At 69.0% G+C, this 24,591-nt stretch carries 22 protein-coding genes and 2 pseudogenes; 7 read left to right on the top strand and 17 right to left on the bottom strand.

The genetic code is table 11. The features are described 5' to 3' along the window. Positions 1-110 precede the first annotated feature (110 nt). The 3 genes from ACFWVC_RS11535 to ACFWVC_RS11525 all read right to left on the bottom strand — a co-directional run bounded on the left by ACFWVC_RS11535 (position 111) and on the right by ACFWVC_RS11525 (position 3,808). On the bottom strand, positions 111-1,013 hold the full coding sequence (locus ACFWVC_RS11535; protein WP_384282412.1) for an alpha/beta hydrolase: 903 nt from the start codon (positions 1,011-1,013) through the stop codon (positions 111-113). Continuing rightward, positions 1,010-2,188, bottom strand: coding sequence for an alpha/beta fold hydrolase (locus ACFWVC_RS11530; protein ID WP_384282409.1), 1,179 nt, complete (start codon positions 2,186-2,188; stop codon positions 1,010-1,012). The genes ACFWVC_RS11535 and ACFWVC_RS11530 overlap by 4 nt, the downstream gene beginning before the upstream one ends. Before the next feature lie 771 nt (positions 2,189-2,959). Beyond that, positions 2,960-3,808 (bottom strand): MBL fold metallo-hydrolase, encoded by an 849-nt coding sequence (locus tag ACFWVC_RS11525; RefSeq protein ID WP_384282407.1) that lies wholly within the window; start codon positions 3,806-3,808, stop codon positions 2,960-2,962. A gap of 440 nt (positions 3,809-4,248) precedes the next feature. Here ACFWVC_RS11525 and ACFWVC_RS11520 point away from each other — a divergent pair, with 440 nt between their 5' ends. Further along, the gene (locus tag ACFWVC_RS11520; protein WP_384282404.1) at positions 4,249-5,106 is read left to right on the top strand and encodes an MBL fold metallo-hydrolase; all 858 of its coding nucleotides are present in this window, start codon (positions 4,249-4,251) and stop codon (positions 5,104-5,106) included. Between the two features lie 379 nt (positions 5,107-5,485). On the opposite strand, the pseudogene ACFWVC_RS11515 reads toward ACFWVC_RS11520, so the two are convergent. From ACFWVC_RS11515 to ACFWVC_RS11485, 7 genes and pseudogenes are all read right to left on the bottom strand, one after another. After that, positions 5,486-5,629, bottom strand: a pseudogene (locus ACFWVC_RS11515) (IS21 family transposase); the annotation flags it as partial. Beyond that, positions 5,563-5,841: a hypothetical protein gene (locus ACFWVC_RS11510; RefSeq protein WP_384282545.1), complete on the bottom strand. Its 279-nt coding sequence runs from the start codon at positions 5,839-5,841 to the stop codon at positions 5,563-5,565. The pseudogene ACFWVC_RS11515 and the gene ACFWVC_RS11510, both read right to left, overlap by 67 nt. 163 nt (positions 5,842-6,004) lie before the next feature. Further along, positions 6,005-7,147, bottom strand: a complete 1,143-nt coding sequence (locus ACFWVC_RS11505; RefSeq protein ID WP_384282399.1) for an XdhC family protein — start codon at positions 7,145-7,147, stop codon at positions 6,005-6,007. Next, positions 7,140-9,287 (bottom strand): xanthine dehydrogenase family protein molybdopterin-binding subunit, encoded by a 2,148-nt coding sequence (locus ACFWVC_RS11500; protein ID WP_384282393.1) that lies wholly within the window; start codon positions 9,285-9,287, stop codon positions 7,140-7,142. Before ACFWVC_RS11500 ends, ACFWVC_RS11505 begins: the two co-directional genes overlap by 8 nt. Next, positions 9,284-10,276, bottom strand: a complete 993-nt coding sequence (locus ACFWVC_RS11495; protein WP_384282388.1) for an FAD binding domain-containing protein — start codon at positions 10,274-10,276, stop codon at positions 9,284-9,286. Before ACFWVC_RS11495 ends, ACFWVC_RS11500 begins: the two co-directional genes overlap by 4 nt. Further along, the gene (locus ACFWVC_RS11490) at positions 10,273-10,818 is read right to left on the bottom strand and encodes a (2Fe-2S)-binding protein (RefSeq protein WP_384282385.1); all 546 of its coding nucleotides are present in this window, start codon (positions 10,816-10,818) and stop codon (positions 10,273-10,275) included. The genes ACFWVC_RS11495 and ACFWVC_RS11490 overlap by 4 nt, the downstream gene beginning before the upstream one ends. A 351-nt stretch (positions 10,819-11,169) precedes the next feature. Beyond that, positions 11,170-12,663: an MFS transporter gene (locus tag ACFWVC_RS11485; RefSeq protein WP_384282382.1), complete on the bottom strand. Its 1,494-nt coding sequence runs from the start codon at positions 12,661-12,663 to the stop codon at positions 11,170-11,172. Between the two features lie 582 nt (positions 12,664-13,245). On the opposite strand from ACFWVC_RS11485, the pseudogene moaA reads away from it, so the two are divergent. The 3 genes and pseudogenes from moaA to ACFWVC_RS11470 all read left to right on the top strand — a co-directional run bounded on the left by moaA (position 13,246) and on the right by ACFWVC_RS11470 (position 16,398). Next, positions 13,246-14,231, top strand: a pseudogene (gene moaA / locus ACFWVC_RS11480) (GTP 3',8-cyclase MoaA). A 201-nt stretch (positions 14,232-14,432) separates the two neighbouring features. Beyond that, a complete protein-coding gene (locus tag ACFWVC_RS11475; protein ID WP_384282376.1) occupies positions 14,433-14,885 on the top strand; it encodes a molybdenum cofactor biosynthesis protein MoaE in 453 nt (150 codons plus the stop codon). A gap of 451 nt (positions 14,886-15,336) precedes the next feature. Then, on the top strand, positions 15,337-16,398 hold the full coding sequence (locus ACFWVC_RS11470) for a ketopantoate reductase family protein (RefSeq protein ID WP_384282539.1): 1,062 nt from the start codon (positions 15,337-15,339) through the stop codon (positions 16,396-16,398). Positions 16,399-16,561: 163 nt separating this feature from the next. On the opposite strand, the gene ACFWVC_RS11465 is transcribed toward ACFWVC_RS11470, so the two are convergent. Both ACFWVC_RS11465 and ACFWVC_RS11460 read right to left on the bottom strand, forming a co-directional pair. Continuing rightward, entirely contained in the window at positions 16,562-17,320 is a 759-nt protein-coding gene (locus ACFWVC_RS11465; protein WP_384282373.1) for a dienelactone hydrolase family protein, read from the bottom strand. 167 nt (positions 17,321-17,487) lie between these two features. Next, entirely contained in the window at positions 17,488-18,471 is a 984-nt protein-coding gene (locus ACFWVC_RS11460) for an aldo/keto reductase (protein ID WP_384282365.1), read from the bottom strand. Positions 18,472-18,733: 262 nt separating this feature from the next. On the opposite strand from ACFWVC_RS11460, the gene ACFWVC_RS11455 reads away from it, so the two are divergent. After that, a complete protein-coding gene (locus ACFWVC_RS11455; protein ID WP_384282361.1) occupies positions 18,734-19,618 on the top strand; it encodes a helix-turn-helix domain-containing protein in 885 nt (294 codons plus the stop codon). A 506-nt stretch (positions 19,619-20,124) separates the two neighbouring features. Here ACFWVC_RS11455 and ACFWVC_RS11450 read toward each other — a convergent pair. From ACFWVC_RS11450 to ACFWVC_RS11430, 5 genes are all read right to left on the bottom strand, one after another. Then, positions 20,125-20,883, bottom strand: a complete 759-nt coding sequence (locus tag ACFWVC_RS11450) for a Ku protein (protein ID WP_384282357.1) — start codon at positions 20,881-20,883, stop codon at positions 20,125-20,127. 41 nt (positions 20,884-20,924) lie between these two features. Then, a complete protein-coding gene (locus ACFWVC_RS11445) occupies positions 20,925-21,125 on the bottom strand; it encodes a hypothetical protein (protein WP_384282354.1) in 201 nt (66 codons plus the stop codon). Beyond that, positions 21,122-21,730 (bottom strand): hypothetical protein, encoded by a 609-nt coding sequence (locus ACFWVC_RS11440; RefSeq protein WP_384282351.1) that lies wholly within the window; start codon positions 21,728-21,730, stop codon positions 21,122-21,124. The genes ACFWVC_RS11445 and ACFWVC_RS11440 overlap by 4 nt, the downstream gene beginning before the upstream one ends. Before the next feature lie 65 nt (positions 21,731-21,795). Continuing rightward, positions 21,796-22,113, bottom strand: a complete 318-nt coding sequence (locus ACFWVC_RS11435; protein ID WP_384282342.1) for a hypothetical protein — start codon at positions 22,111-22,113, stop codon at positions 21,796-21,798. A 65-nt stretch (positions 22,114-22,178) separates the two neighbouring features. Then, positions 22,179-22,709 (bottom strand): hypothetical protein, encoded by a 531-nt coding sequence (locus ACFWVC_RS11430; RefSeq protein ID WP_384282336.1) that lies wholly within the window; start codon positions 22,707-22,709, stop codon positions 22,179-22,181. A gap of 193 nt (positions 22,710-22,902) precedes the next feature. On the opposite strand from ACFWVC_RS11430, the gene ACFWVC_RS11425 reads away from it, so the two are divergent. Together ACFWVC_RS11425 and ACFWVC_RS11420 are read left to right on the top strand one after the other, a co-directional pair. Next, positions 22,903-23,403, top strand: coding sequence for a DUF4365 domain-containing protein (locus ACFWVC_RS11425; protein ID WP_384282331.1), 501 nt, complete (start codon positions 22,903-22,905; stop codon positions 23,401-23,403). Between the two features lies 1 nt (position 23,404). Continuing rightward, entirely contained in the window at positions 23,405-24,550 is a 1,146-nt protein-coding gene (locus ACFWVC_RS11420; protein ID WP_384282328.1) for a hypothetical protein, read from the top strand. Positions 24,551-24,591: the final 41 nt, after the last annotated feature.

The following is a 24,591-nucleotide window of genomic DNA, read 5'->3' as shown; positions in this document are numbered from 1 at the left end:
GTTCATGGTCAGGAACGTTGTGCCGGTCTGCGGGCGGTATTCGGGGCGTGACCGGCGTCGTGCTGGAGTCAAGCCATGCCCCTGCACGTTGTGGGCGAAGCGCCCCCGTGTCACAAAGTCGGTCCGAGGTGGCGGCGGAACCAGTCGAGTGCCGCTGTGCTGGACTCCTTGAACCCGGACAGATATGGGTCGAAGTGACCGCCGGGCAGCAGCGCCAGACGCTTGGGCTCCAGCGCACGCTCGTAGGCGGCCAGGGCCAGGTCCGTCACGGTGACGGTGTCGTGTTCGCCGACCACGAGCAGCAGCGGTGTGGGTGAGACCCGACTGATCCAGGCGCCGGGTTCGTACATGCGGGCTGCACGCGTGGAGCGTACAGTCACCTGGTTCTCCCACGCCCCGGCCGGCACCGGCTGAAGGTAGAAGTCGATCGCATCCCTGGCGCGGTATGCGGCCGGTACGGCGGGGTCGTCGCTGACGACCGCCTGGGTGCGCGGCGGCTCGCCGCGGAACTGGGCCCTCTCGTCCTCGGCGAACACCTCCTCCAGGCCGCTGATGGCCTCAGGCAGGACTCGGCGCAGACCCTGTTCGAATCCGCTGATTGTGGGCACCTGCGCGACCACGCATCGCAGCCGTCGATCGGTGGCCCCGAGCACGATGGCGTGGCCGCCCGCGTAACTGGTACCCCACAGACCGATCCGGTCGATGTCGACCTCCGGCCGACTCTCGAGGAACGAGATGGCGCGGCGCCAGTCGGCGATTTGCCGCCAGGGGTCCACGTCATGGCGGGGGACGCCGTCGCTGGCACCGAAGCCTCGGTGGTCGTGCAGAAGGACCACGAAGCCGTTCTCGGCGAAGACCTCGGCGAAGCGCTCCAGCCCGAACTCCTTAACGCCCGCATAGCCGTGGGCCATGGTGATCGCAGGATGAGGACCAGGACTGTCCGGGAGGTACAGCCAGCCTCGAAGGGTGACGCCACCCTCTGCAGGAAATGCAACATCTGTGCGTTGTGTCATGATCGCTCTTTTTGTATGGCCGGTCGCGTGGGCAATCGGTCGCCGTTGTGGAAGTGTGTCGGGTCGATGCGGTCGAGCAAGCGATCCCGGAGTTCGGCCGAAAAGCGGAGTACCGCGCCGAGCGGTCGGTGATGGATTGTCACTCGTTCGATGCGTCCGCGCTCGTCCTTCGTCAGGATGGTCACGCCCTCCATGCGGGTTCCTCCGGAAGCCGTGGCTCTCCACTCCAGGTAGGTGCGCAGCCCCTCGGTGGCCTCGTGGGTGAATGTGAGGGAGTCGTAGATCCCGCTGGCGGCCGCCATCACTTGTTTGACCTGCTCACGGCCCTCGATCGGCCGGGTGAGTATGCTCGCGTCGAGCACGGCCTCCTCAGCGAGCGCCTCCCCGAAGGAGTCGGTGCTCTTGTCGGCGAAGGCCGTCGTCCACCGCTGCGGTGCTACATGGCCCGAGGTGTCACCCGGGGGCGATGTCTTGACCAGGAGCGCGTCCAGCAGTGCAGCGACCGCAGTCGGCTGCTCGATGTGCGGCCAGTGACCGGCGCCGTCCACCGTCTCCGATATGGCATCGCCGAACCGCCCGAGCACTCCTCGAACGACCACCTCGGCGGTGACGAATCCGTCGTCGGCGCCTCGGATCACCAGCACCGGCCCGGTGTAGCCGCTGGGCTTCTTGCCGTCCGGGTGTCCGGTGTCCCAGCAGCCCACGGCGGCACGTACCACCTCGGGACGCATCCGGCAGCCGACCACGATGACCCGGTCGAGGTCCGCCTCGCCGAAGCTGGTGGAAAGCTGCTGTCGCACAGCTCGCTGGGCGCTCGGATCGCCCCCCAGTGCACGGAAGGGCTCGATGGTCTCCTCCGGAAGGTGCGTGCCGGCGAGGGGGATGGGCGCCACCAGAACCAGGCCGAGAGTTCGCTCGGGGCGCGCCGCGGCAACGAGTTCCACGATCGGCGCGGCCATGCTCTGGCCGACGAGCACGACCGGCTTGCCGAGGGTGTCCACTACGGCCCCGACCTCTGACACGAACCGCTCCAGCGTGAACGGGCCGTTCGCCTCGGTGCGCTCACCGAATCCAGCCAGGTCGAGCTGGACGGTCTCCACGTCCGCGCTGCCCAGTTCCCCGATCATGCCGTCCCAGACGTGCTGGTCGTCCAGGAAGCCGTGGACGAGGACCACTGCCCGGCTCCCGGTGCCGTTGCGCCGGAACCTGACGTCGGTGTCCCCGACGCGCTCGATCTTCATGTGCCTCACTCCTTGCTGGCAACCGCCGTGACTCCAGAGGGAGACCACTGAGCAGTGTCGATCGGTGACCAACCGGCCGACCGTCCGGCGACACGGGCAACGCGCCGACGCTCGCGAGCGTCAAGTACGCCCCTGTCGAACGGAGTGGTGAAGACGTTGTCGACCAGGGGGTATTCGGCGGCCAAGCGGCCGGTGACGGGCAGGGCTCTGCCCGGGCTTCGAGCAGAAACCGTCTCTGACGTGGAACCGTGCGTACTCTCCCCGTACGACATTTGCGTGGGCTCCCACTGCATGATTCGGTTCACCACGTACTCGGTGTGACGTCTAGGCCAAGATGATCATCTGCGGCGTTCCATGTTGTTTCTTGCTTGCGTCGATGGGTCGGAGTGACTGGCGGAGCCACGGAATTGAATCGCCATAACGCTGGCACTTCACGCAAGGGTCGCAATCTGTGCCCGCAATGCGGATGGGCGGGCGACGCTCCAGGGACTATCGCGAACATGGCATCGCCGCCGAAAAGCGCCCTGCTGCGTCGATCGGGGGAATCCCGACTGAAGAGCCGGGGAGTGCACCGCGCGGGCACAACAAGTCCAGGAACTGTTGCGCAGCGTCGCTGGCCCACGGCGCCTGATACTGCGTCGTTGGGATCGTTCACGCACACGCCCGGTACGCGGGACAACCTCCGACGCCATTCTGGCAACATGCTCAACCCTTGACGGATCTGGCCGAGCCCCACAGTGCGCCTCGGTTGATCCGGTCAGGGTGGAGTTCCAGTATTCCACGGTAGAGGTCGAGGGTGCTCGATGTGCGCTCAGCGACCGCCTCGAAGTCGTGGATGTACTGCCGGGTCTCGGCGATGGTCCGCGGATCGTCAGGGCGACCGGAGTTCTTATGTCCTGCTACCACCACCCGCGGGTTGAGCGCGGCTATGCCGTCCAGGGCTTCGAGCCATGACCGGCGGCCCTCGGCGGACGATTCGGCGAGGTAGAGGTGGACGTCGTTGTAGACGGCGTCACCGGCCACGAGCAGGTCGATTGAGGGCACATGCAGGCATGTGGTGTCGTCGGTGTCCGTGTGACCGAGCCCCACGACGACGAGATCGTTGCCCTCCAGTTCCAGGCGGTCGCCGGCCAGCGGCTCCGCGGCCACGAGCCTGTCCGGAATCTGGCCGGGGAAACGCTTGTCCCAGAACGACGCGACGAACTCGGGGGCCATCTGCCTCTTCATCTGTTCGACCACGGCCGGCGTCGCGACGGCCTGCGCGTGCGGGAAGCGCTCAAGCAGGGCGCCGAGTCCGAACCAGTGGTCACCGTGGCCGTGGGTTACGAAGACTGTGGTGAGGTTCTTGCCGCTCGCGGCGACCCAGTCGACCAGTCGGTCGGTCTGCTCGACGGTCATCAGCGCGTCGACGAGCACCGCGTCATGCTCGCCCGTGATCAGGGTTGCCGTGGTCGGTGACCACATTCGGCGAGGAAGGTCGGGCGGGATGTCCTCGATCTCGGTGGGGATCGACGGTGTTACGTGGACCTGATAGTCCAGCGGCGTTCCGGGCATCGTGACTCCCTTGAGTCGATCAGACGGTCACGTGAGGGATGTAGCAGTCGCTCGTATCGCTCGGGGCGTAGGACTCGCTGACACTCACCATCTGCATGTAACGTACATCTATATCGCAACAGAACCAAAACCTATATGGTTATGTTGAGTGTGCACGGTTCTGAGCAGCCCCAGGCAAGGGAACGGCCACACCCATATCGGGGTGCATGGAGTTGGCGCCGTCGCTGACGGTGTCGAGGCCCATGAAGAAATAGGTGAGATTAATACACTTAACTCTAGCGTTCAGAGGTGGAACAGCGCCGGGTCGACGCTACGGGCGATGTCGTCTCGACCTGCGGCCCTAAGCGGGCACCACCCAATCGGATATGCGGCACCGTTCGGCACAGCATGTGAACGGGAAGCCGCGTGGACCACACGTACCCCTTCGAGGAGACGTCATCATGACCGCATCCCAGCCAAGCTCTCTCGCCTACGAGGTCTATGTCCTGGACGGGACCCCCAGGGCCGGCGACGAGCGTCTGCCGAACGGCGACCGGCTCGTCTCGTCGCCGCTTTCGGTGACGCTCATATTCGGCGAGGAAGACGCCGTACTGGTCGACCCGCCCCTCACCGTCGAACAAACCGAGAAGATCGGCGACTGGATCGAGCGGTCCGGCAAGCGCCTGGCATACATCTTCGCCACCCACGGACACGGTGATCACTGGTTCGGCACGGCAGAGCTGCTGAAACGGTTCCCCGGCGCCACCGTCTACGCCACCGAGGGCACGATCAAGGTCATGCACGAGCAGGCGACGGTGGGACGTGCAGACCTGTGGGACAAGCAGTTCCCCGGCCTGATCCCCGACACCCCGGTCCTGGCCGAGCCCATCCCGGACGAGGGCTTCCTGCTGGAGGGCAACATCATCCGGGCCGTCGAGGTCGGGCACACCGACACCGACGAGACCTCGGTGCTGCATGTACCGTCCATCGGCCTCGTCGTGGCCGGGGACGTCGCCTACAACGGTGTGCACCAGTACGTCCTCGAAGGCGGCGACGGCGGACTCCAGAAATGGCTCACAGCCCTGGATCGCGTCGCGGAGCTCGAGCCGCGTGCCGTCGTGGCGGGCCACAAGAACAAGGACCTCCCCGACGACCCCGCCATCCTCGACGAGACCCGGCAGTACTTGCTCGACGCCATCCGGGTGCTCGGCGAAAGCGCCACAGCCCGCGAGTACTTCGACCGAATGACAGCGCACTATCCGGATCGGCTCAACCCCGGACCGGTCTGGTACGGCGCGCTCGGACTGCTTGGAGGCTGACCCGGCGCGTTCGCGGCAGCCAACAGTGGCGCAGGACGCGCGGCGCCGAGGGGGACGAGGGGCGCGGGGCGATGGCGCCGTCACTATCCCCCTGCCGGCCGGTGCTGCGCCGCCTGCAGCGAGGTGCGGGCGGGGTGCGCCGGAGCCCCCCGACGCCGGGGAGTGTCAGGAAGCTCCCGGACCGCGGTTTCGGACGGGTCAGCGCCGCGAGTTCGGCGTTGGCACGCTCGGTGACCTGGGCGAGGACACGGCTTGCGGCGGCCAGGTCCGCGGCGGGAATCCCGTCCCGGGCGCGGGTACTGACGGGGCGGTCTCCGCGCCGACGGCGGCCCATCAGTTCCCGGCCCGCGCCCGTGGGGCGAAGACGCGCGCCGACCTCATAGACCTTCGCGATGCCCGTACCGGTGAAGATCTTGCCCTCATCGCCCCAGTCGACCTGAGCTTGGGCCCCCGGGATCACCTCGAAGCACCGGTGCACGCCGGCCAACTCCTTCGGCGATGCCTGTATGCCAGGCGCTTGCCGGACCGCTCGATCCAGTCGCCGATCTTCTCGGTCTGTTCGACGGTAAGGGGCGGGTCGACCAGTACGGCGTCTTCCTCGCCGAATATGAGCGTCACCGAAAGCGGCGACGAAACAAGCCGGTCGCCGTTCGGCAAACGCTCGTCGCCGGCCCTGGGGGTCCCGTCCAGGACATAGACCTCGTAGGCGAGAGAGCTTGGCTGGGATGCGGTCATGATGACGTCTCCTCGAAGGGGTACGTGCGGTCCACGCGGCTTCCCGATCGCGCAACGGAACCACCGCATCACGCCGTTGACGAGTCTGTGCAGGTCAGGGATCCGACCGGGACAGCGAAGCAGCCAAACCCGTGATCTCAGCTCGGCACAGTCCCTGGATCCGTCACGCCGTTGCCGCCAGGACCAGCCTGTCCATGCTGCGATGTATCGGCATGCTCGAGCCGGTCAGCGGAACGCCCGTCCCGCCCCGGCGCATAGCCACGATCTCCGCCGCGATCGACAGAGCGGTCTCCTCGGGCGTCCGGGCGCCGAGATCGAGGCCGATAGGCGACCTCAGCCGTGTCAGGTCCCGCTCGCTCACGCCTTCCTCGCGCAACCGTCGGTCGCGGTCCTCGTGGGTGCGGTGCGAGCCCATCGCGCCGACGTAGGCAACCGGTAGTCGCAGGGCCTCTGTGAGTAGGGGGATGTCGAACTTGGCGTCGTGTGTGAGTACGCACAGGACCGTGCGGGCGTCGGTCGCGGTGCGCTGCAGGTAGCGGTGCGGCCAGTCGACCACGACCTTGTCCGCCTCCGGGAAGCGAGCCTGTGTGGCGAAGACGGGCCGGGCGTCGCACACGGTCACGTGGTAGCCGAGGAACTTGCCCACGCGCACCAGCGCCGCCGCGAAGTCGATCGCTCCGAAGACGATCATGCGGGGTGCGGGGAGGGACAACTCGACGAGGAGGGTGAGGCCGCCGGGGCAGTGCGATCCGTCCTCCGACAGTTCGACCGTGCCGGTGCGGCCGCCGTCGAGCATGGCCCGGGCCTGAGTCGCCGCGGTCCGGTCCAGTTCCTGGTGGCCGCCGAGGGATCCTTCGTACGATCCGTCGGGGCGGACGAGCACGGCCTTCCCGAGGAGGTCGGCAGGGCCGCGGGTCACCCGGGCGAGTGCCGCCGGCTCGCCCGTGAAGGCGGCCCACAGCACGGATCGGAGCACGGCTCGCTCCTGCCCGTCCGCGCGGACCGGTGTGACCATGATGTCGATGGTCCCGCCGCAGGTCAGGCCGACTGCGAAGGCGTCCTCGTCGCTGTAGCCGAACCGCTCGCAGTGGGTCTCGCCGTCCTTCAGCGCCTGGACGCACAGCTCGTAGACCGCTCCTTCGACACAGCCGCCGGACACGGAGCCGATGACCGTGCCCTCGCTGTCGACAGCGAGGGCGGCGCCGGGACCGCGGGGCGCACTGCCTCCGGTGGCCACGACGGTGGCGACGGCGAAGTCCTGGCCCTCTTCGGTCCAGCGGTGCAGGTCCTCCGCGATCTCAAGCATTCTGCGTCTCCGTGCCCGCCATCAGGACGCGGTCGAGCCGGATGGGCAGATGCCGGTGACGGACGCCGGTCGCGTGCCAGACAGCGTTGGCGATCGCCGCCGCCGTGCCGACGATGCCGATCTCGCCGATGCCCTTGATGCCGATCGGGTCGTCCGGGTCCGGGCCCTCGTTCAGCCACTCCACCTCGATGCGCGGCACGTCCGCGTTCGCGGCGAAGTGATAGCCGGCCCAGTCGGCCCCGACCAGACCGCCCGAGAGCCGGTCCCGGACAGCCTCCTCGTGCAGGGCCATCGACAGACCCCAGGTCATGCCGCCGATGAGTTGGTTGCGGGCGGTGAGCGGATTGACGATGACACCCGCCGCGAACATGCCGAGCAGCCGCCGTACGCGCACCTCACCCGTGGCGGTGTCCACGGCGACCTCAGCGAACTGCGCACCGAAGGCGTGCCGTTCCTTCTTCGCGAGGGCGGCGAGGTTCGCCGCCGTGTTCGACCGGATGGTGATGCCCTCCACCGGGACGTCCGGGCTGCCGGCGATGCGCCCGCGGAGCTCCTCTGCGGCCTCCGCCACCGCCCAGCCCCAGGAGCGACTGCCCATCGACCCGCCAGCGATGATGGCCGGCCCGAAGTCGCTGTCCCCGACGTGTACTCGGATGCTGTCCGCCGGCACCCCCAGAGCGTCGGCGGCGATCAGGCGGAGCGCGGTCCGTGCTCCGGTGCCGATGTCCGCCGCGGCGATGCGCACGGTGAAGGTGCCGTCCGCTTCCGCCGTCGCGGTGGCCGTGGACGGCGCCGCCAGCGTGTAGAAGGTGGCCGCCGCCGTGCCGGTGCCGAGCAGCCAGCGCCCCTCACGACGCAGGCCCGGACGCGAATCCCGGTCCGCCCAGCCGAACCGGCGGCCACCTTCCCGCATGCAGGCGACCAGGTGGTTGCTGCTGAACGGCAGCCCGGAAATGGGCCCCGCCTCGGGCTCGTTGAGGGCGCGCAACTCGATCGGGTCGACGCCGCACTTCTCGGCGAGTTCGTCGATCGCCGATTCCAGGGCGAAGGAACCGGGTGCCTCCGACGGCGCGCGCATGTACGTGGGGGTCGGCACGTCGAGGCGTACGACCTCGTTGGCCGTGTGGTGCGCGTCGGCTTCGTACATGACACGACCGACCCCGGCGGCCGCCTCGACGAACTGGTACACGGAGGACGTCTGGCTCAGGGAGCGGTGCTCCAGCGCGCGCAGCCGCCCATTGGCGTCGGCGCCCAGCCTGATGTGCTGCCTGGTCGGGCTGCGGTAGCCGGTCAGAGAGAACACCTGGCGGCGGGTCATGACGACCCGGACCGGGCGCCGCAGGACGCGCGCGGCCATCACGGCGGCCACCTGATGGGGGCGCATGTCCACCTTGCCGCCGAAGCCGCCGCCGACGTGGTCCGATCGCACCCGGACCGAGGCGGGGTCGAGTGAGAACAGTCCCGCGAGATCGGTGGCGACCCGGAACGCACCTTGGTTGGAGTCGGCCACCTCGAGCCGGTCACCGTCCCAGAAAACCGTCACGGCGTGCGGCTCCATGGCGCTGTGGTGCTCTTCCGGTGTCGTGTACTCGGCGTCCACGACGACGGCGGACGCGGCGAGCTCGGCCTCCAGGTCGCCCTTCTCCGCCACCGCCGCCCCGGCCGGACCGGGCGCGATGTACGCGTCCGGACGGTCCGAGGAGAACGCGACGTCGAACGGCTCCTCCTCGTAGCGCACGACGAGCGCCTCGGCGGCCTCTCTGGCCTGCTCGGACGTCTCGGCGACGACCAGCGCCACCGGCCAGCCCATGTGCGGGACCCTGTCGTTCTGGAAGACCAGCGCGATCGGGTCCAGCGTCATTCCCTTGGGGTTGAGGTGGTCGACGTTGATGCGCGGGGCGTTGCCGTGGTGGAGGACGGTGAGCACACCCGGCATGCCGAGGACGGCAGCAGTGTCCACCGACCGGATGCGGCCGCGCGTGATGGTCGACACTGCCAGCCAGCCATGGGCGAGTCCGCTGAAGGAGACCTCTCCTGCGTAGCGGGCGGCTCCGGTGACCTTGTCCCGGCCTTCCAGACGGGGGTGCGCCGTGCCGATGGCACCCTTCGCCGCCTGCGCCGCGATCGTGTCGGATGTCATCGGGCGGTCTCCTCGGCGAGTTCGGACAGTACGGCCACGACCAGGTTGCGCATCAGAGTCACCTTGTAGGCGTTGTGCGGGAGCGGCCGCGCGGCCGCCAGTTCGGCGTCGGCGGCGGCGGCGAAGGTCTCGGCGTCGGCCGGGGCGCCCGCCAGCGCCCGCTCGGCTGCAGCAGCCCGCCAGGGCCGGGACGCGACGGCGCCGAAAGCGAGGCGCACATCGGCTACGACGCCGTCCTGGACGTCGAGAGCAGCGGCGATCGAGCTTGTGGCGAAGGCGTACGAGGCGCGCTCGCGCACTTTGCGGTAGCGGGAGTTGGCGGCCACGGGCGCAGCCGGGAGCGTGATGCCGGTGATCAGGGCGCCCGGCGGCAGGGTGGTCTCTTGGTGCGGGGTGTCGCGCACGGGCAGATAGAAGTCGCTCAGGGGTATCTTGCCCGGCCCGTCGGCCGTCTCGTACGAGACGACGGCGTCGAAGGCCGCCAGGGCCACGCCCATGTCGGACGGGTGGGTGGCCACGCAGTGCTCGGTGGTGTCCAGGATGGCGTGGTTGTGATGCACGCCCTCGACGGCGGGGCAGCCGCTGCCGGGGACACGCTTGTTGCAGGGGCTGGTCACGTCGGCGAAGTAGCCGCAGCGGGTGCGCTGGAGCAGGTTCCCGCCGACGGTGGCCATGTTGCGCAGCTGGCCTGAGGCGCCGGCCAGTACCGCCTGCGACAGTGCCGGGTAGCGGCGGCGCACTTCGGGGTGGGCGGCGAGGTCGCTGTTGGTGACGGTCGCGCCGATGCGCAGACCGCCGTCCTCGGTCACCTCGATCCGGTCGAGGGGGAGCTCGCGGATGTCGACAAGCCGGGCGGGTCGTTCGATGCCGGTCTTCATCAGGTCGACGAGGTTGGTGCCGCCGGCGAGGAAGCGGGCGGTCGGATCGGCGTCGAGCAGGGCGAGGGCGCCGGGGACGTCGTGCGCGCGCTGGTAACCGAACTCCCTCATGCCATCTTCTCCTTGGTCTCGGCGGCCGCACGGGCGACGGCCTGGACGATCGAGACGTATGCGCCGCAGCGGCACAGGTTGCCGCTCATCCGCTCCCGGATCTCCGCGGGCGACAGCGGCGGCGGCCCGGCCTCGGGTCGCACATCCCCGGTGGCGGCGCTCGGCCAGCCCGCCGCGTGCTCCTCGATCACCGCGATCGCGGAACAGATCTGCCCGGGTGTGCAGTAGCCGCACTGGTACCCGTCGAGGTCGAGGAACGCCTGCTGCACCGGGTGCAGTTCGCCGTCCTCGGCCACACCCTCGATGGTGGTGATCTCGCGTCCGTCGGCCGCCACGGCCAACTGCAGGCAGGACACCGCTCGGCGCCCGTCAAGCAGGACGGTGCACGCGCCGCACTGCCCTTGGTCGCACCCCTTCTTGGAGCCGGTCAGGTTGAGGCGTTCGCGCAGGGCGTCCAGGAGGGTGGTGCGGTGGTCGATGGTCAGCGTGTGCTTCGCGCCGTTGACTTTCAACGTCACGGCACTGGTCATGGAGGGGGGCATGATCATCTTCTTTCGCATGTCTGGAACACGAGACGCTCCGGCGGGTGGGCTGGCGGGTCCCGGCCGCTCGTATATGTGATCCCACCAGCGGTTCTGGAGGGAGAGCACGCTGTTCCGGGTACTGGCAGGTCCCCCCAATGGAGATACAGCGTCGGAGTCCGGCGGTGGCTTCGTGCCGCCGATGCCCCGGCGAGCACTCGGCGGATCCACGATTGGCCTGCCGCTGATCGGCCGCCTGGTTTCGCCGCGTTCAGGGGCGATGGAACAGTCCGGAACGCCGCTGCGGGTGGGAGCCGCGGGCACAGGCGGATGCGTTGCTCATCCGCCTGTGCCCGCCGGCGACGCTCGTGGTCACCCACGCACCTGCTCGGCCTTCCCGGCAGGCGAGACTTCCTCGTGCTCCGAGCCCCCCACGACCGTCGGCTGCGCGCCTGTGGCGGGGAGCTCCAGTTCGGAGCGACGCCGCCCGGGGAGCACGATCGCGGTCACGATGGCCGCCGCGCAGATCACGACTCCCAGCACGGCGGCGACGGTGTAGCCGCCGGCCTCCGGCAAGACTGTTCCGGACGGGGTGCGGGATTCGAGTACCACGGCGCTCAGTGCGCTTCCGGTGGTGAAACCGACGTAGCGGAGGACCTGGTTGAAGCCGATGGCGCTGCCGACCTCGCTGTGCGGCACCGCGGTGACGACCATTTCGGGTATCAAGGCGAAGGCGGTGCCCACGCCCAGGCCTGCCACGCCCATCACGGCGAACAGCTCCCACAGGCCGGTCCGGGCCAGCCCGAACATCAGCATCGACGCCAGGATGACGGCGCAGGACAGCGGCAGCGTCAGGTGCCAGGACACGCGGTGTGCCACCTGCTGGACGACCTTGTTCGCCACCAGGGTGCCGACCGAGAAAGGCAGCAGGATCAGCCCGGCGACGACGATCGACACCCCGAAGCCGTGGCCGGGGCTCTGGGGCGTCTGGGCCAGCCGGGTGACCAAGGAGAGCAGAAGGTACGTTCCCGTGCCCGCGATGAGTCCAACGACGGCCGCGGTCAGCACGACGCGGTTCCCGAGCTGGCGCAGATTCACCAGCGGGTTGTCGGTCCGCAGCTCGACCGTGATCCAGACTGCCAGGCACACCAGCGACGCGGCGAGCATGCCCAGCAGCGCCGGCGATGTCCAGCCCCACGACTCGCCCTCGCTGAGCACGAGCAGGAGGCCGGCCAGGACTGTCCCGAAGAGCACGGCGCTCAACAGATCCAGCGGGCGCGGACTCAGATGCCGGGTGCCCGGTACAACGAGCACGGCCGCCACCAGGGCGGCGGCGCTGACCGCCGCACCGAACCAGAAACTGGCGTGGAACCCGAATTCCTCGGCGATCAGGCCAGTCAGCGGATAGCCCAGGCCGACGCCGGCCACGACCGTCACCGACAGCAGCCCGATGGCCGAACGGGAACGGTGCGCCGGCAGGCTCTGCCGGGCGGTCGCGATGGACAGCGGGATCAGGCCGAGGCCCACGCCCTGCAGCCCTCTGCCCACGATGAGGCAGCCGAACCCGAACGGAAGGGCTGCCAGCACATTCCCCACCATGACGATCGCCAGCGTGCCCAGGATCGTCGCGCGCCGCAGCGGACCGTCTCCCATCCGGCCCATGGCTGGTGTGGCGACCGCTCCGACCAGCAAGGTGATGGTCAGGGACCATTGGGCTTCCGTGAGCGACACGTGTTCGGCGGCGGCGATGGTGGGGATCAGCGGCGCCCCGAGGCTGCTGATCACCGCCACCACGGCGCTCAGGTAGACGAGCACCGGTGCCAGTGCTCGTCCGCGCCAGGTGCTGGATGATCCGTGTGATGCCATGACTGCTCTTCCATCCTTGTCTCCCTCACCGCGGTGGCGAGCGGGCTCGCAGCCATGGACCAGGGCACCGGTGCGCGAAGCGCGGGCACTGACACGTCGGCGGATGACGCGGGAGGATCTTGGATTGTTCCTGGGTGTGTCGTGAGTTCGACGCCCCGGGCTTGACACGCGGAGCGGTGGTGCCGGGGTGCAGGACGCTGTTCAGCCATCAGCGAGGAGGGCACGGGTGCCGTGTCCAGGCCGGAACGCGCCGAAGCGTCCGGCCTGGACACCGGACGGCACGTGAGTGCCTCCTCGGGGGACGACCCTGAAGCGCCGTGCGGGGAACTCGACGAGGGCCGATTTCGCATGCGCGCTCGTCCGTTGTCCCCACGCTAGGCGCGGGTCCAGGATTGAGGCAGGCTCTGGTATTACCCGGAAGACCAGGCACTGTCACCGGCAGAGGAAGGGGCCTTTCCTGGAGAACGGCTGGATGCGTCAGCCGGCGCCACCCGGGTCGACCGCCTCGATCCGCCGCTCCTTGCAGGGGCGGGGGCCGGCCGCGCGACGCCGGGCGTTCCGTTACGAGGGATAGGGGCCTGCGTGCTCATCGACACCTATGGCCGCGTGGCCACCGACCTCAGAGTCTCCTTGACCGATCGGTGCAACCTGCGGTGCACGTACTGCATGCCCGAGGAGGGCCTGCAGTGGCTGGCCAAGCCGGACCTGCTCACGGACGACGAGATCGTCCGCCTGATCGACATCGCGGTCACCGCCTTGGGCATTCGAGAGGTCCGCTTCACGGAGAGCCGCTGCTGCGTCCCGGACTGGTCGGCATCATCGAGCGGGTCGCGGCCCTGCACCGCCGCCCCCGGATGTCTCTGACCACCAATGGCATCGGGCTCGCACGCACCGCGATCGCGCTGAAGGCGGCAGGCCTGGACCGGGTCAACGTCTCCCTCGACACCCTGCGGCCCGAAGTCTTCAGAGCGCTCACCCGCCGGGACCGCCACAAGGACGTCGTCGACGGCCTCCGAGCCGCCCGCGACACAGGCCTGACCCCGGTCAAGGTCAACTCTGTCCTGATGCCAGGCCTGAACGAGGACGAGGCCCCGGACCTCCTGGCATGGGCCGTCGAGCAGGACTACGAACTGCGTTTCATCGAGCAGATGCCCCTGGACGCCCAGCACGGCTGGAAACGCGAGGGCATGGTCACCGCAGGTGACATTCTCGCGGCCCTGCGCACACGTTTCGAGCTCACCCCGGAGGGCGTGGGCGAACGCGGCTCGGCACCCGCCGAACGCTGGCTGGTCGACGGCGGCCCGCACCGCGTCGGCGTCATCGCCTCCGTCACCCGCCCGTTCTGCGCAGCCTGCGACCGGACCCGCCTCACGGCCGACGGCCAGATTCGGACGTGCCTGTTCGCCGCCGAAGAGACGGACCTGCGCACTGCCCTTCGCACGGACGCACCGGACGAGGAGATCGCCCGTCTCTGGCGCCTCGCGATGTGGGACAAGAAGGCAGGCTCCGGCCTGGACGACCCGACGTTCCTGCAGCCGGAGCGGCCGATGTCGGCGATCGGGGGCTGAGTGCGCAGCCTGTCCACGCGGACCAGACAGCGCGCTCGGCGGACCCCGTCGACCGGGCGTGGCGCGGAGGATCCCGGATCGCCTCTGAACGGCCCGCTCCCACCAGACGAGGTCGACCGACTTGATATGGAGAGGGACGGGTTGACCCCGTGGTTTCGCCTGTCCCGGACCGAACCGCGGCACGATGGAGGCACAGCACCCATGAACGACCACCCCGGTAAGTGCGCGGCGCGGGATCCCATCAAACTCATCGCTGTCCGGGAGACGCCGCTGTCCGTCGACGAGGTGTTCAAGGCCGTTGGCGACGACGCGGCCGGAGGCGTCGCACTGTTCGTGGGAACCGTACGAAACCACGACGGAGGAGCGGACGTCGACGAACTCGCGTACTCGTGCCATCCCAGTGCCGAGGCGGAGATGCGGCGGATCGCCGAGGAGGTGGTCGCGGAGTATCCGGTGCGAGCGCTGGCCGCTGTCCACCGGGTGGGGGACCTCGGGGTCGGGGATCTCGCCGTCGTCCTGGCGGTCGCCTGCACGCATCGCGGCGAGGCCTTCGAGGCCTGCCGGAAGCTCATCGACGACCTCAAGCGCGAAGTGCCGATCTGGAAGCGTCAGCGCTTCTCGGAGGGTACCGAGGAATGGGTCGGCGCCGGCTGAGGCCTCTGTCGGTGCGGGCGCGCGACGGGGGTGAGCGTTCGTCAGCCCGGATGGTTGCCGCTCGGCCGGGCGTGCACCCCGAACATGTGTGGCCGTGCGATCTTGTCGCGTGAACCGCCCCGTGTGGCCACCGCGACGAGGCAGGTACCGCCATTACCTGGAAGCTCAGGCACTGCCACCAGTCGGCGGAACAGCGTTTGCTGGGGAAGGGCCGTTCAGGACGACCGACGCCCCTAGGGGCGACCTGCCCCAGCCGGGCAGCCGAACGGCGACGATGCGAAGGGCAGTGCCTTTCAGCCAGGTCGTCCGTCCCGAGTCGCGGGCCCCGACGACCATCTCAGACCTCAAGGAATCGATCATGAACCACACCACTCCGGGAGATCCGGAAACCTCCCGCATCGACCCCGGCGCCATGGGCATGTCTTCCCACCACACCGGTACAGGCAGCGGCATGCGGTACATCATCATCGGAGCGGGAGCGATCGGCGGTTCCATCGGGGCGCGGCTCGCCGAGGCGGGACACGAGGTGGTCCTGGTTGCGCGGGGTGCTCACTACACCGCGCTGAAGTCGGGCGGACTGCGCTTCCGTACTCCGGACGGGGAACGCACCCTCCGGGTGCCCGTGGTCGAAGGCCCGGACGAGCTGGGCGAGTTGCGTGCGGACGACGTGCTCGTGCTGGCCGTCAAGACACAGGACAGCGGGGCCGCGCTGGACACGTGGGGTTCGGTGCCCGTGACGGGCGGCGGCACGGCCGGGGAGCGGCTGCCAGTGGTCTGCGTGCAGAACGGCGTCGAGGGTCAGCGGATCGCGCTGCGACACTTCCGCCGCGTATACGGCGCCTGCGTCTGGCTGCCGGCCACCTTCGTCGAACCGGGTGTGGTCTCCGCGCTCGGCGCCCCGCTCACCGGCGTTTTGCACCTCGGGCGCCACCCCGATCGCGTCGACGACACCGTCCGCCGGATCGCCGCTGACCTGGAGACCGCCCGCTTCGAGGCCCCCGTGGTTCCGGACGTCGCACGCTGGCAGTACGCCAAACTGCTGGGCAACCTCGCCAACGCGATCAACGCTTTGAGCTGGCCGGTCGCCGGACAAGAGGCGTGGCGGCTGTATGCGCAGGTGCGGGCGGAGGGAGAGTCGGTGCTCAGGACCGCCGGGATCCCGTACGCGGACACGGAGGAACAGCAGCAGGCGTACGGTGACAAGGTGCGCTGGTCCGGAGGGGGCGCCGGCTCCTCCTGGCAGTCCCTCACCCGTGGCACCGGCACGATCGAAGCCGACTACCTCAATGGCGAGATCGTCCTGCTCGGCCGACTGCACGGCGTTCCGACCCCGCTGAACGAGCTCCTGCAACGCCTTGCCACCACGTTCGCGCGTGAGCGGCGGCCCGCCGGATCACTGCCCCTGACGGAGCTGCTGCGACTCGCCGACGCGGCGGTGGCCGCAGTCGCAGATGGTCGTTACGCAGGTGTCGAAGCGGATCACGCGGCGGGTTCCTCGCTGCAAGGCTGGTGACGATCTTGGGTTCTGGCCCCACTGTATGAGTGGTGGGGCCAGAACTTCCCCCCACGCGTGACCCCGTCATGGCCAGGGCAATCGGAGGCTGACGAGGTAGAGACGGCTGGTGGCGCCGCTGTGCCCGCCGCCACCGGTCGGGCGTGGCCACAATGTCAGTAGATCAAAGCGTGCGGCTGAACAAGTCCAGCAACGCTGTCCAGTGGCGTTCGGTAGCCTCCTCGCTGTGGCTGCTGGTGTCGGCCTGGGTGTAGCCGTGCTGGGCACCGGCGTAGATCTCGCCCCGGTGGCGGACCCCCGCGGCGCTCAGGGCCCTGTCCAAGCGGTCGATCTGCTCGGCCGGGTTCGCCGCGTCCTCGTCGGCGTGGCCGAAGTACAGCTCCGCTGTGATGCGGTCGGCAAGCAGGTGCGGGCTGTCCGGAGCGTCGGTGGCCAGGTGAGCGCCGTGGAACCCGGCCGCCGCCGCGATCCGGTCCGGGTACGTTCCCGCAGTGCGCAGGGCGAGCCCAGCGCCCATGCAGTAGCCGGTGACCCCGACGGGCTTCCTAGCGGTCAGCGGGGAGGCGGCCAGCCAGTCCAGGTAGGCGGCGGCGTCCCGCATCGCCCGGTCGGGCGTCAGCTTCTCCATGATCGGCAGGATGCTCTGCACGATCTCCGGACGCCGGGCAAGGTCGATGAACTCCGGCAGTTGCACCACAGGCGCCTTGCCGTGGCGGTAGAAGACGTTGGGCACCAGCACGACGTGTCCGGCCGCGGCAAGCCCGTCGGCCATGGCCTTCAGGTGCGGGCGCAGCCCGAACGCGTCCATGTAGAGCAAAACGGCGGGGTACGGGCCACCCCCGGCCGGGTGGGTCAGATAAGCGTCGGCAGTCCCATCGGGAGTGGGAATGCCGACGGAAGATCCCTGCGCAGTGCTACTCATGGAGTGTCCTTAAGAAATACGAGGCGCTGTCGCGCCTCAGTCACCAACCGCCCACTGGCCAAAGTCCGCAGGACCGGGAGACGGGACAGAGGCCGTCCCGAGAATGGCCATCAGAGGGGTGCGGCTCGAAGCTGCCAGTCACGAACCATCCGCCGTGACGAGGTGTGTCAGCGTTCGATTAGCTGCCTCGCCTTGTCGCTTTCGTCGCTCCCGGCGGCCGGGGGCAGGCTGTCGAGCTTGGCCAGTTGGTCGGCGGTCAGCTGGACGGTGTCGGCGGCGGTGTTCTCCTCGACGCGGGCGACCCGCTTGGTGCCGGGGATCGGGACGATGTGCTCGTCCTTGGCCAGCAGCCAGGCCAGGGCGACCTGGGCCGGTGTGGCGCCGGCCTCGTCGGCGAGGGCCCGCACCTCGTCGGCCAGGGCCAGGTTGCGCCGGAAGTTCTCGCCCTGGAAACGCGGGCTGGTGCGGCGCCAGTCGCCTTCGTCGAACTGCTCGGGCGAGCGGAGTGTGCCGGTGAGGAAGCCGTGGCCGAGCGGGGAGTACGGCACGAAGCCGATGCCCAGCTCGCGCAGCGCGGGCAGCACCCGCTCCTCAACCTCGCGGTTCCACAGCGAGTACGACGACTGGACCGCCGTCACAGGGTGCACGGCGTGGGCCCGGCGGATCGTGTCGGGACCGGCCTCGGACAGGCCGAAATGCAGGACCTTGCCCTCCCGCACCAGCTCCGCGACCGTGCCCGCCACGTCCTCGATCGGCGTGCCCGGGTCGACGCGGTGCTGGTAGTACAGGTCGATGTGGTCGGTCCCGAGCCGCTTGAGCGAGCCTTCGACCGCGGCGCGGAGGTTGGCCGGGCTGCTGTCGAGCACATACACGCCGCCGCCCGCGTCCGCGTGCGAGACCTGGCCGAACTTGGTCGCCAGCACCACCTCGTCGCGACGGCCGGCCAGCGCCCTGCCGACGAGTTCCTCGTTGACGTACGGTCCGTAGACCTCGGCAGTGTCGATCAGCGTGACACCCAGGTCGACCGCCCGCCGGATAGTGCGGACGGACTCGGCGTCGTCGCTGCCGGCGCCGGTGTAGTAGGACGACATGCCCATCGTGCCCAGGCCGATGCGGGAGACCTTCAAATTTCCCAGAGTGGTGTGGTTCATGATCGCTTTCTCGGGATCGGAGGTGGTCGACGTGGAACGCGACTCGGAACGGACGAGGCCACCGAGGATGTCGGCGCCGTAGCGCTGCCCCGGCCACGTCCTCGCTGCTCAGGCTCTCTTTTGTGGCCATCGCCCTAGGGCGATGGCCGTCCTGAGCGGTGGTCCCCAGAAAACGCCATTTCGCCGGCCGGTGGCAGTGCCTGACCTTCCAGGTAACGGCAGTACCTGCCTCACGACGGACCTCTCGCCTAGCGTGGAGACCATGGACGACCACGCCGAGATCAAGGAGTTCCTCGCCTCCCGCCGGGCCCGCATCACCCCCGAGCAGGCCGGGCTGCCCGCCTACGGCGGCCACCGGCGGGTCAAGGGGCTGCGCCGCGAGGAGGTCGCGATGCTGGCCGGCGTCTCGGTCGACTACTACGTGCGACTGGAACGCGGGAACCTCTCGGGAGCCTCCGACAGCGTCCTGGACGGCGTCGCCCGCGCCCTGCACCTCGATGACGCCGAACGCCAGTACCTGCACGACCTCGCCCGCCGCGCCCCCGCACCGGCCGCGGCCCGCCGCCGCGCCCCCGCCAGGCGCCTGCGGCCCGCCCTCCAGTACATGCTGGACGCCATCGGCGACGCGCCCGCGTTCATCCACAACGAACGCCAGGACCTGCTGATCACCAACCACCTGGCCCGTGCCCTGTACGCACCCCTCCTCGCCGACCCGCGCCGCCCGGCCAACATCGCCAGGTTCATCTACCTCGACCCGGCCGCCCGCGCGTTCCTCCCCGACTGGGACAGAGCTGCCGACGACATCGCCGCGATGCTCCGCGGCGAAGCTGGCCGCAACCCGTACAACAAGGACCTCAGCGACCTCATCGGGGAGCTGTCCACCCGCAGCGAGATCTTCCGGAAGCGTTGGGCCGCTCACAATGTGCGGCAGCATCGCACCGGTCCCAAGAAGCTGCACCATCCGGCCGTCGGAGAACTGGAACTGAACTTCGAAACGATGTCGCTGTCATCTGACGCCGCCCTCACGCTTGTGATCTACACCGCCGCTCCCGGCACATCCAGCGCCGACGCTCTGCGTCTCCTGTCCGCCTGGGCTGCAACCCAGGACCAGACGGAACCTGACACAACCAAGGAACGCAACATCTGACCGATGACGACAGCGCATGTGCCCATGGGTCCCCCCTCGACACCGACATCGATTGACACTGCGAGGGTCGGCTAGACGCGCGAGACCTTTGGCATGCCGACCGTGGCGGATGGGGTGGTGGCAGGATCATCGCCGCATTGCCCACCGAGTTGTCGCTGACCCGGCCCCGACAGCGGTCCCGCTGGGTCCAGCCGCACGATCCAGGGCCAAGGCCCAAGCGCCTGCCCTCTCCTCCGGCCTCACCGTGGGTACCGCCCCCGCGATCCCCGGCAGGCGGACGGTTGGGCCTTGTGTCTTCAAGAAGGAAGGTGCGGGTGTCGGCGATCGAACCGGGCAGTCATCGGCAGCATCGTCGGCCTGGCCCTGGTCGCGCTGATCTTCGCCCGACCGGAGAAGCCGGCCGCCTGACGCGCGCAGTCGTCAACGGTGGGCAAACGCCGTAGGGCTCCAATATCACGGCCCCCACGGCGGTATCGTGCCGCGGAAGTACGGGCCATCTCCGTTTCTCAAGGTTTCTCTGTCGCTCGGATGCTGGCCTCCAGCGCCGCCATGAGGTCGACGGCCGGAACCGGCTCGGCCGGCTCATCCACCTCGGTGCCGTTCATCTTCGCGGCGACCAGTTGCTCCAGAGCGGCCGCGTACTCGTCGTGCAGGTCCTCGATGTCGACCCCCGCCAACTGCTCCATCAGCATCTCGGCAAGCTGCACTTCCCGCTCGGTGACCGGGGCCGCCGACGACAGGTCGTCCGGCTCGCGGATCTCCTCCGGCCACAGCAGGGTGTGCAGCACGAGCATGCCGCGCCTCGGGCGGAGCACCGCCAGGCGTTCCCGGGTCCGCAGTGTCACTTTGGCGACGGCAACGGCGCCATGCCGTGCCAGCGCCTCCACGAGAAGCGCGTAGGGGCGTTGGCCCTGTTCGCCGGCCGGGCCGACCCAATACGGCTTGGCGTACAAGACCGGGTCGACATCGCGTTCGTCGACGAACCCGAGGACGTCGACCGTCTTCCGTGTCGGCAGGGGGAGCGCGGCCAGGTCCTCGTCGAGGAGCACGACCGTGCGGCCGTCGGGACGCTCCCAGCCGCGCGCGATCTCCGACTGCGGGACCTCCACGTCCTCGCTCTCGCAGACCCTCCGGTGCCTGATCCTGGACCCGTCACGCGCATGAACCTGATGAAACCCCGCCCCATGTTCGTCAGTCGCGCTGAAGAGCTGCACCGGGAGCGTGACCAGGCCGAAGCTGACGTACCCGGACCAGATCGCGCGCATACGGACAGCGTGCGGCCCGGGGCGGTTCGCCGCGCGGCGGGCTACTCCTCCCCGGCGAAGACCTGCATCCGGCAGCGCACCAGGCCGTCAGGCAGGTCGATGACCATGCTGCTGCCGCCTTCCCCAGATCGCGCGTTGATCCACGCCTTCACCCGCGCTACCTGCTCGACCGGACCCTGAAGGACGACGTCGACCGCATGGGGCCCGGAAGGCGGGAAGAGCTCCGCTTCGATTTCGCTCACCACTCCACAACGGGCCCAGGCTGGCCCGGGTCACCCGATCCAGGCATGACGCGGATCGCGGCCGGGTTCCACCAGTAGGTGCGCCAGTAGATCACCGGCCAGTTGTCGCCCTCCAGGAACTTCACCTTGCACTGCACCGCGTGGCGGCCGTCCTTGTACCGGATTTTGTGCCAGACCAGGGCGTCATGCCACCGGCCGCCTACCCGGACCTGCACCCGCGGCTGCTTCCACGGATCGAAGCCCTCGTACCGGCCGACGTCGTTCGACTCGACGTCGGTCCTGTGGACGCGGACGGCGTCACCGTCGTGGAAGTGCTCCTCGACCGGGCTGGTCCCCAATAGGGACGCCCGGAGCTCGAAGGCCTCCAGGTCCCACCAGAACCATGCCGTACGCCGCCCGTCCGGCAGTGCGGGCCACAGCATCAGGTGCACGGCCTCGCGGCCGTCGGCGTACCGGCGGCGCTCCCCCACCCGGCCACGGTAGGAGCGGCCTGCCACTCGCAACCCCACCCGCTGCTGCTCCTCGGCCGGATACGTCTCGACGTACGCGGGGACCTCCCCGGGCTGCCGGGGCGGCACCTCCACCGCATCACGCCACTCGCTCACGCGTTCGACTGTAGGGGGCTCGGTGACCCCGGCCAAGCCCGCCCGCCTCCGGCCACCCGTATGGGTTACTCCCCGGCGTAGTCCTCGCCGTACGCCGCTTTCCGCAGCGCACGACCCAGGTCGTAGGAGCCAAACTCGGCCTCAAGCCCGGACTCCTCGATCCCTGCCCGCAGCTCCACCGCCACCGTCCGCCACGCATCCATCAGCCGGTCACTCTCCGCCCGCGTCTCCTCGTCCCACTCCAGCACCGGGCGCTGCGTCCCGCGCTGGTGCACGCCGATCGCCTTTCGCGCCTCGTCGAAGGAACACTGCAGGTCAGCAAGGGCCTCCGGGACAGAGATCGTCTTCTTGGAATCGGCAAGGTGGACTGAGATGACGGCCATGCCGGGGACCCTAACCCCGACCACTGACAACCACCCCGGCCGCGAGAGCTGCCCGATTCCGGTGCTCAGCCAGCGGTGGTGACGTCGGGGCGCGGCCCGAAGGCTCGTGAGCAGCGCGGGTGCGAGATCGGCCACGCCGCCGCCTGCTCCACCGTGCGGAGCGTGCCGGTGGCCTTGTCCGGGTCCTTGTGGCTGGTCCAGCCGCATCCGGCGCCGTCGAAGACCTCCATGTGCGTCACGCCGGCTTCTCGGGCCCGGTTGAGGGTGCCCGCGTTGTAGGCCACTGCGCTCTTGGCGAGCGTCGCCGCCTCGGCCCACGCCTGCACCGGGTACCGGGCGCCGTGGCAGTAGATGACGTAGGCCAGCCGGCGCTCGGAAGCGAGCCGCTCGGCGAGGGACCTCGCGGCCTGCAGCGCCGTGGTGTTCCCTGCGGCCAGCAACGGCACCTCCCGGCGTGCAGCCTCCCGTACGGCCCGGTAGAACGCGCCGGCAAGGCGCTGCTCCTCCTGGGCGCGCACCAGGAATTCGGCGTAGGAGTCGGCGAGCGCCTGCGGGGCCTCGGTGTGGATGAGGGGCCACGTGAACCTGCCGCCCACGGCCTCGGCGGCGGCCTGGGCGCTCTGCTCGTACTACCAGCCCCAGAGATCGCCACCGCGGCTGGCGTGATCCGGAAGCCGATACGTGTCCCGACAGTCTTTGATCAGGTCCGCTGCACTCTTCCTCAGCCGAGAAGACTGCCCCTATTCTTCACGCGAGCGCGACAAGTTAATGGGGCTGGGGGGTCCGAACGTGCCAAGTGAGGCCACGAGTTGGCAGAAGGAGCAGGTCAGCCGGGCGTACGTACATGCCCTGGCCACTCAGGGCGGTTATACGATCGGCGAATGGAACGTAGACAAGGACGGCGTCGACGTCACGTTGCGTTCGCGGGGGTTGATGATCGACATTCAGCTCAAGTGCACGCAGAACCCGCGGGTCACGCGTGACGGGTACAGCTTCGATCTGGACGTCGAGACCTACGACAAACTTCGGCATCCCGAACGGTCAGCCCCGGGACACCTGGCGCTGCTGATCGTCCCGCCCGATGTCGGTCGCTGGATCACTCACCAGCAGGAATCGATAGTTCTGGCCTGCCACGGTTACTGGGCCGCCCTCCAAGGGATGCTGTCGGCCGATGGGAAGACCACCACCATCAAGATCCCGCGCCAGCAGGAGCTCACGGTGAAGGCGATGGGGACCATGTTCGATGCTGCGCGTCGAATAACCCTTGGAGCGTCGCGGGGGTTGAACTGACGTGGTTGACACCGAGCCGGACTTCGGCCCCAATGAGATCCGAAGCTACTTACAGGTCAACGGCTGGACACCCGTGGATGGCGGCCCGCTGGCAGAACTGTGGAGTCTGCCCGGCCTCTCGGACGAGGTCGTTCTCGTACCGCTAAAACCAGGTGCCCCGGACTTCGCCAAACGCGTTCACATCCTGCTCAACGACCTCGCGCGCGTCGAAACGCAAGGGGTCCGCACCGTCCACGACGCTATCGCCACGGTTTACAACGACGTCACGGACCTTCGCGCCGCGCACCCGTCGATGAGCGACGGCTCGATCCCGCTAGAGGCGGGGTACGAGCTCTTCGTCTCCGCGAAGCGCCTGCGCGTAGCGTCCGCAGCCGCCACAATCCGCCGACAGGGGCACTTCCGCAACTTCCCACCCCGCGCCCGCGAACAGGCCCGTGAAGTGCGGCTCGGCCAGACCCGGCGCGGGTCCTACATTGTGCCGATCATCAGCCAGGCCCGATCGCCGATCGAGGTCTACAGCCCTGGCCAGAGCAACATCGACGCGGACATCGAAGAGATCCTTTTCGACCGCCGCGTGACAGCGACGATGTCGCGGGCGCTCGGTGTCCTGGAAGAGCTGGCTACAGGCGATCGCGAGCCGACTCCCAGCGAGATCAACGACAGTGTGGGCGAGGGGGTCTCCTACGAGCTGTGCCAAGCACTGGCCAAGGTCGTCAACACCGACTCCGTCGGCACCCTCGATGTCTCCTTCAACTGGTCGCGCGTAGCTGCTGCGCCGTCGGGAGCTCCGCAACGGGTGGAGTTCAACCACGAAGCGATCGAGACCGTCGACATAGTAGCCAGGCAACTGAAGACTCGAACCTATGCGCGACAGCACCTGATCTATGGGGTCGTCACCGACCTGAGTCGCCAGCCCGACGACGATGACGGCCGCGTGGGAGTGAGGACGCTGCTCCAACGCCGCAGCCGGATCGTATGGATGCACCTGCCACCGCCCGTCTATCGTGTCGCGGTTCGCTGCCATGACGAGGGCATTCCCGTACGCGTTCAAGGCGTCCTAACCAGTCCTCCCGGAGGGCACGCCTTCATGGATGTCAGCGACTTCGGTCCCGACCCGTCCCTGCCGCTGAGCGAGGCCCCTGGGTAGGCGCGCGCAGCGCCACGCGCTGCTGTGAATCAGCACCGCTG

The organism is Streptomyces sp. NPDC058691 (genome assembly GCF_042714775.1).
Taxonomy (GTDB): domain Bacteria; phylum Actinomycetota; class Actinomycetes; order Streptomycetales; family Streptomycetaceae; genus Actinacidiphila.
Note: the sequence above shows the minus strand (reverse complement) of the source record. Positions and strands in the feature narration are given on the sequence as shown.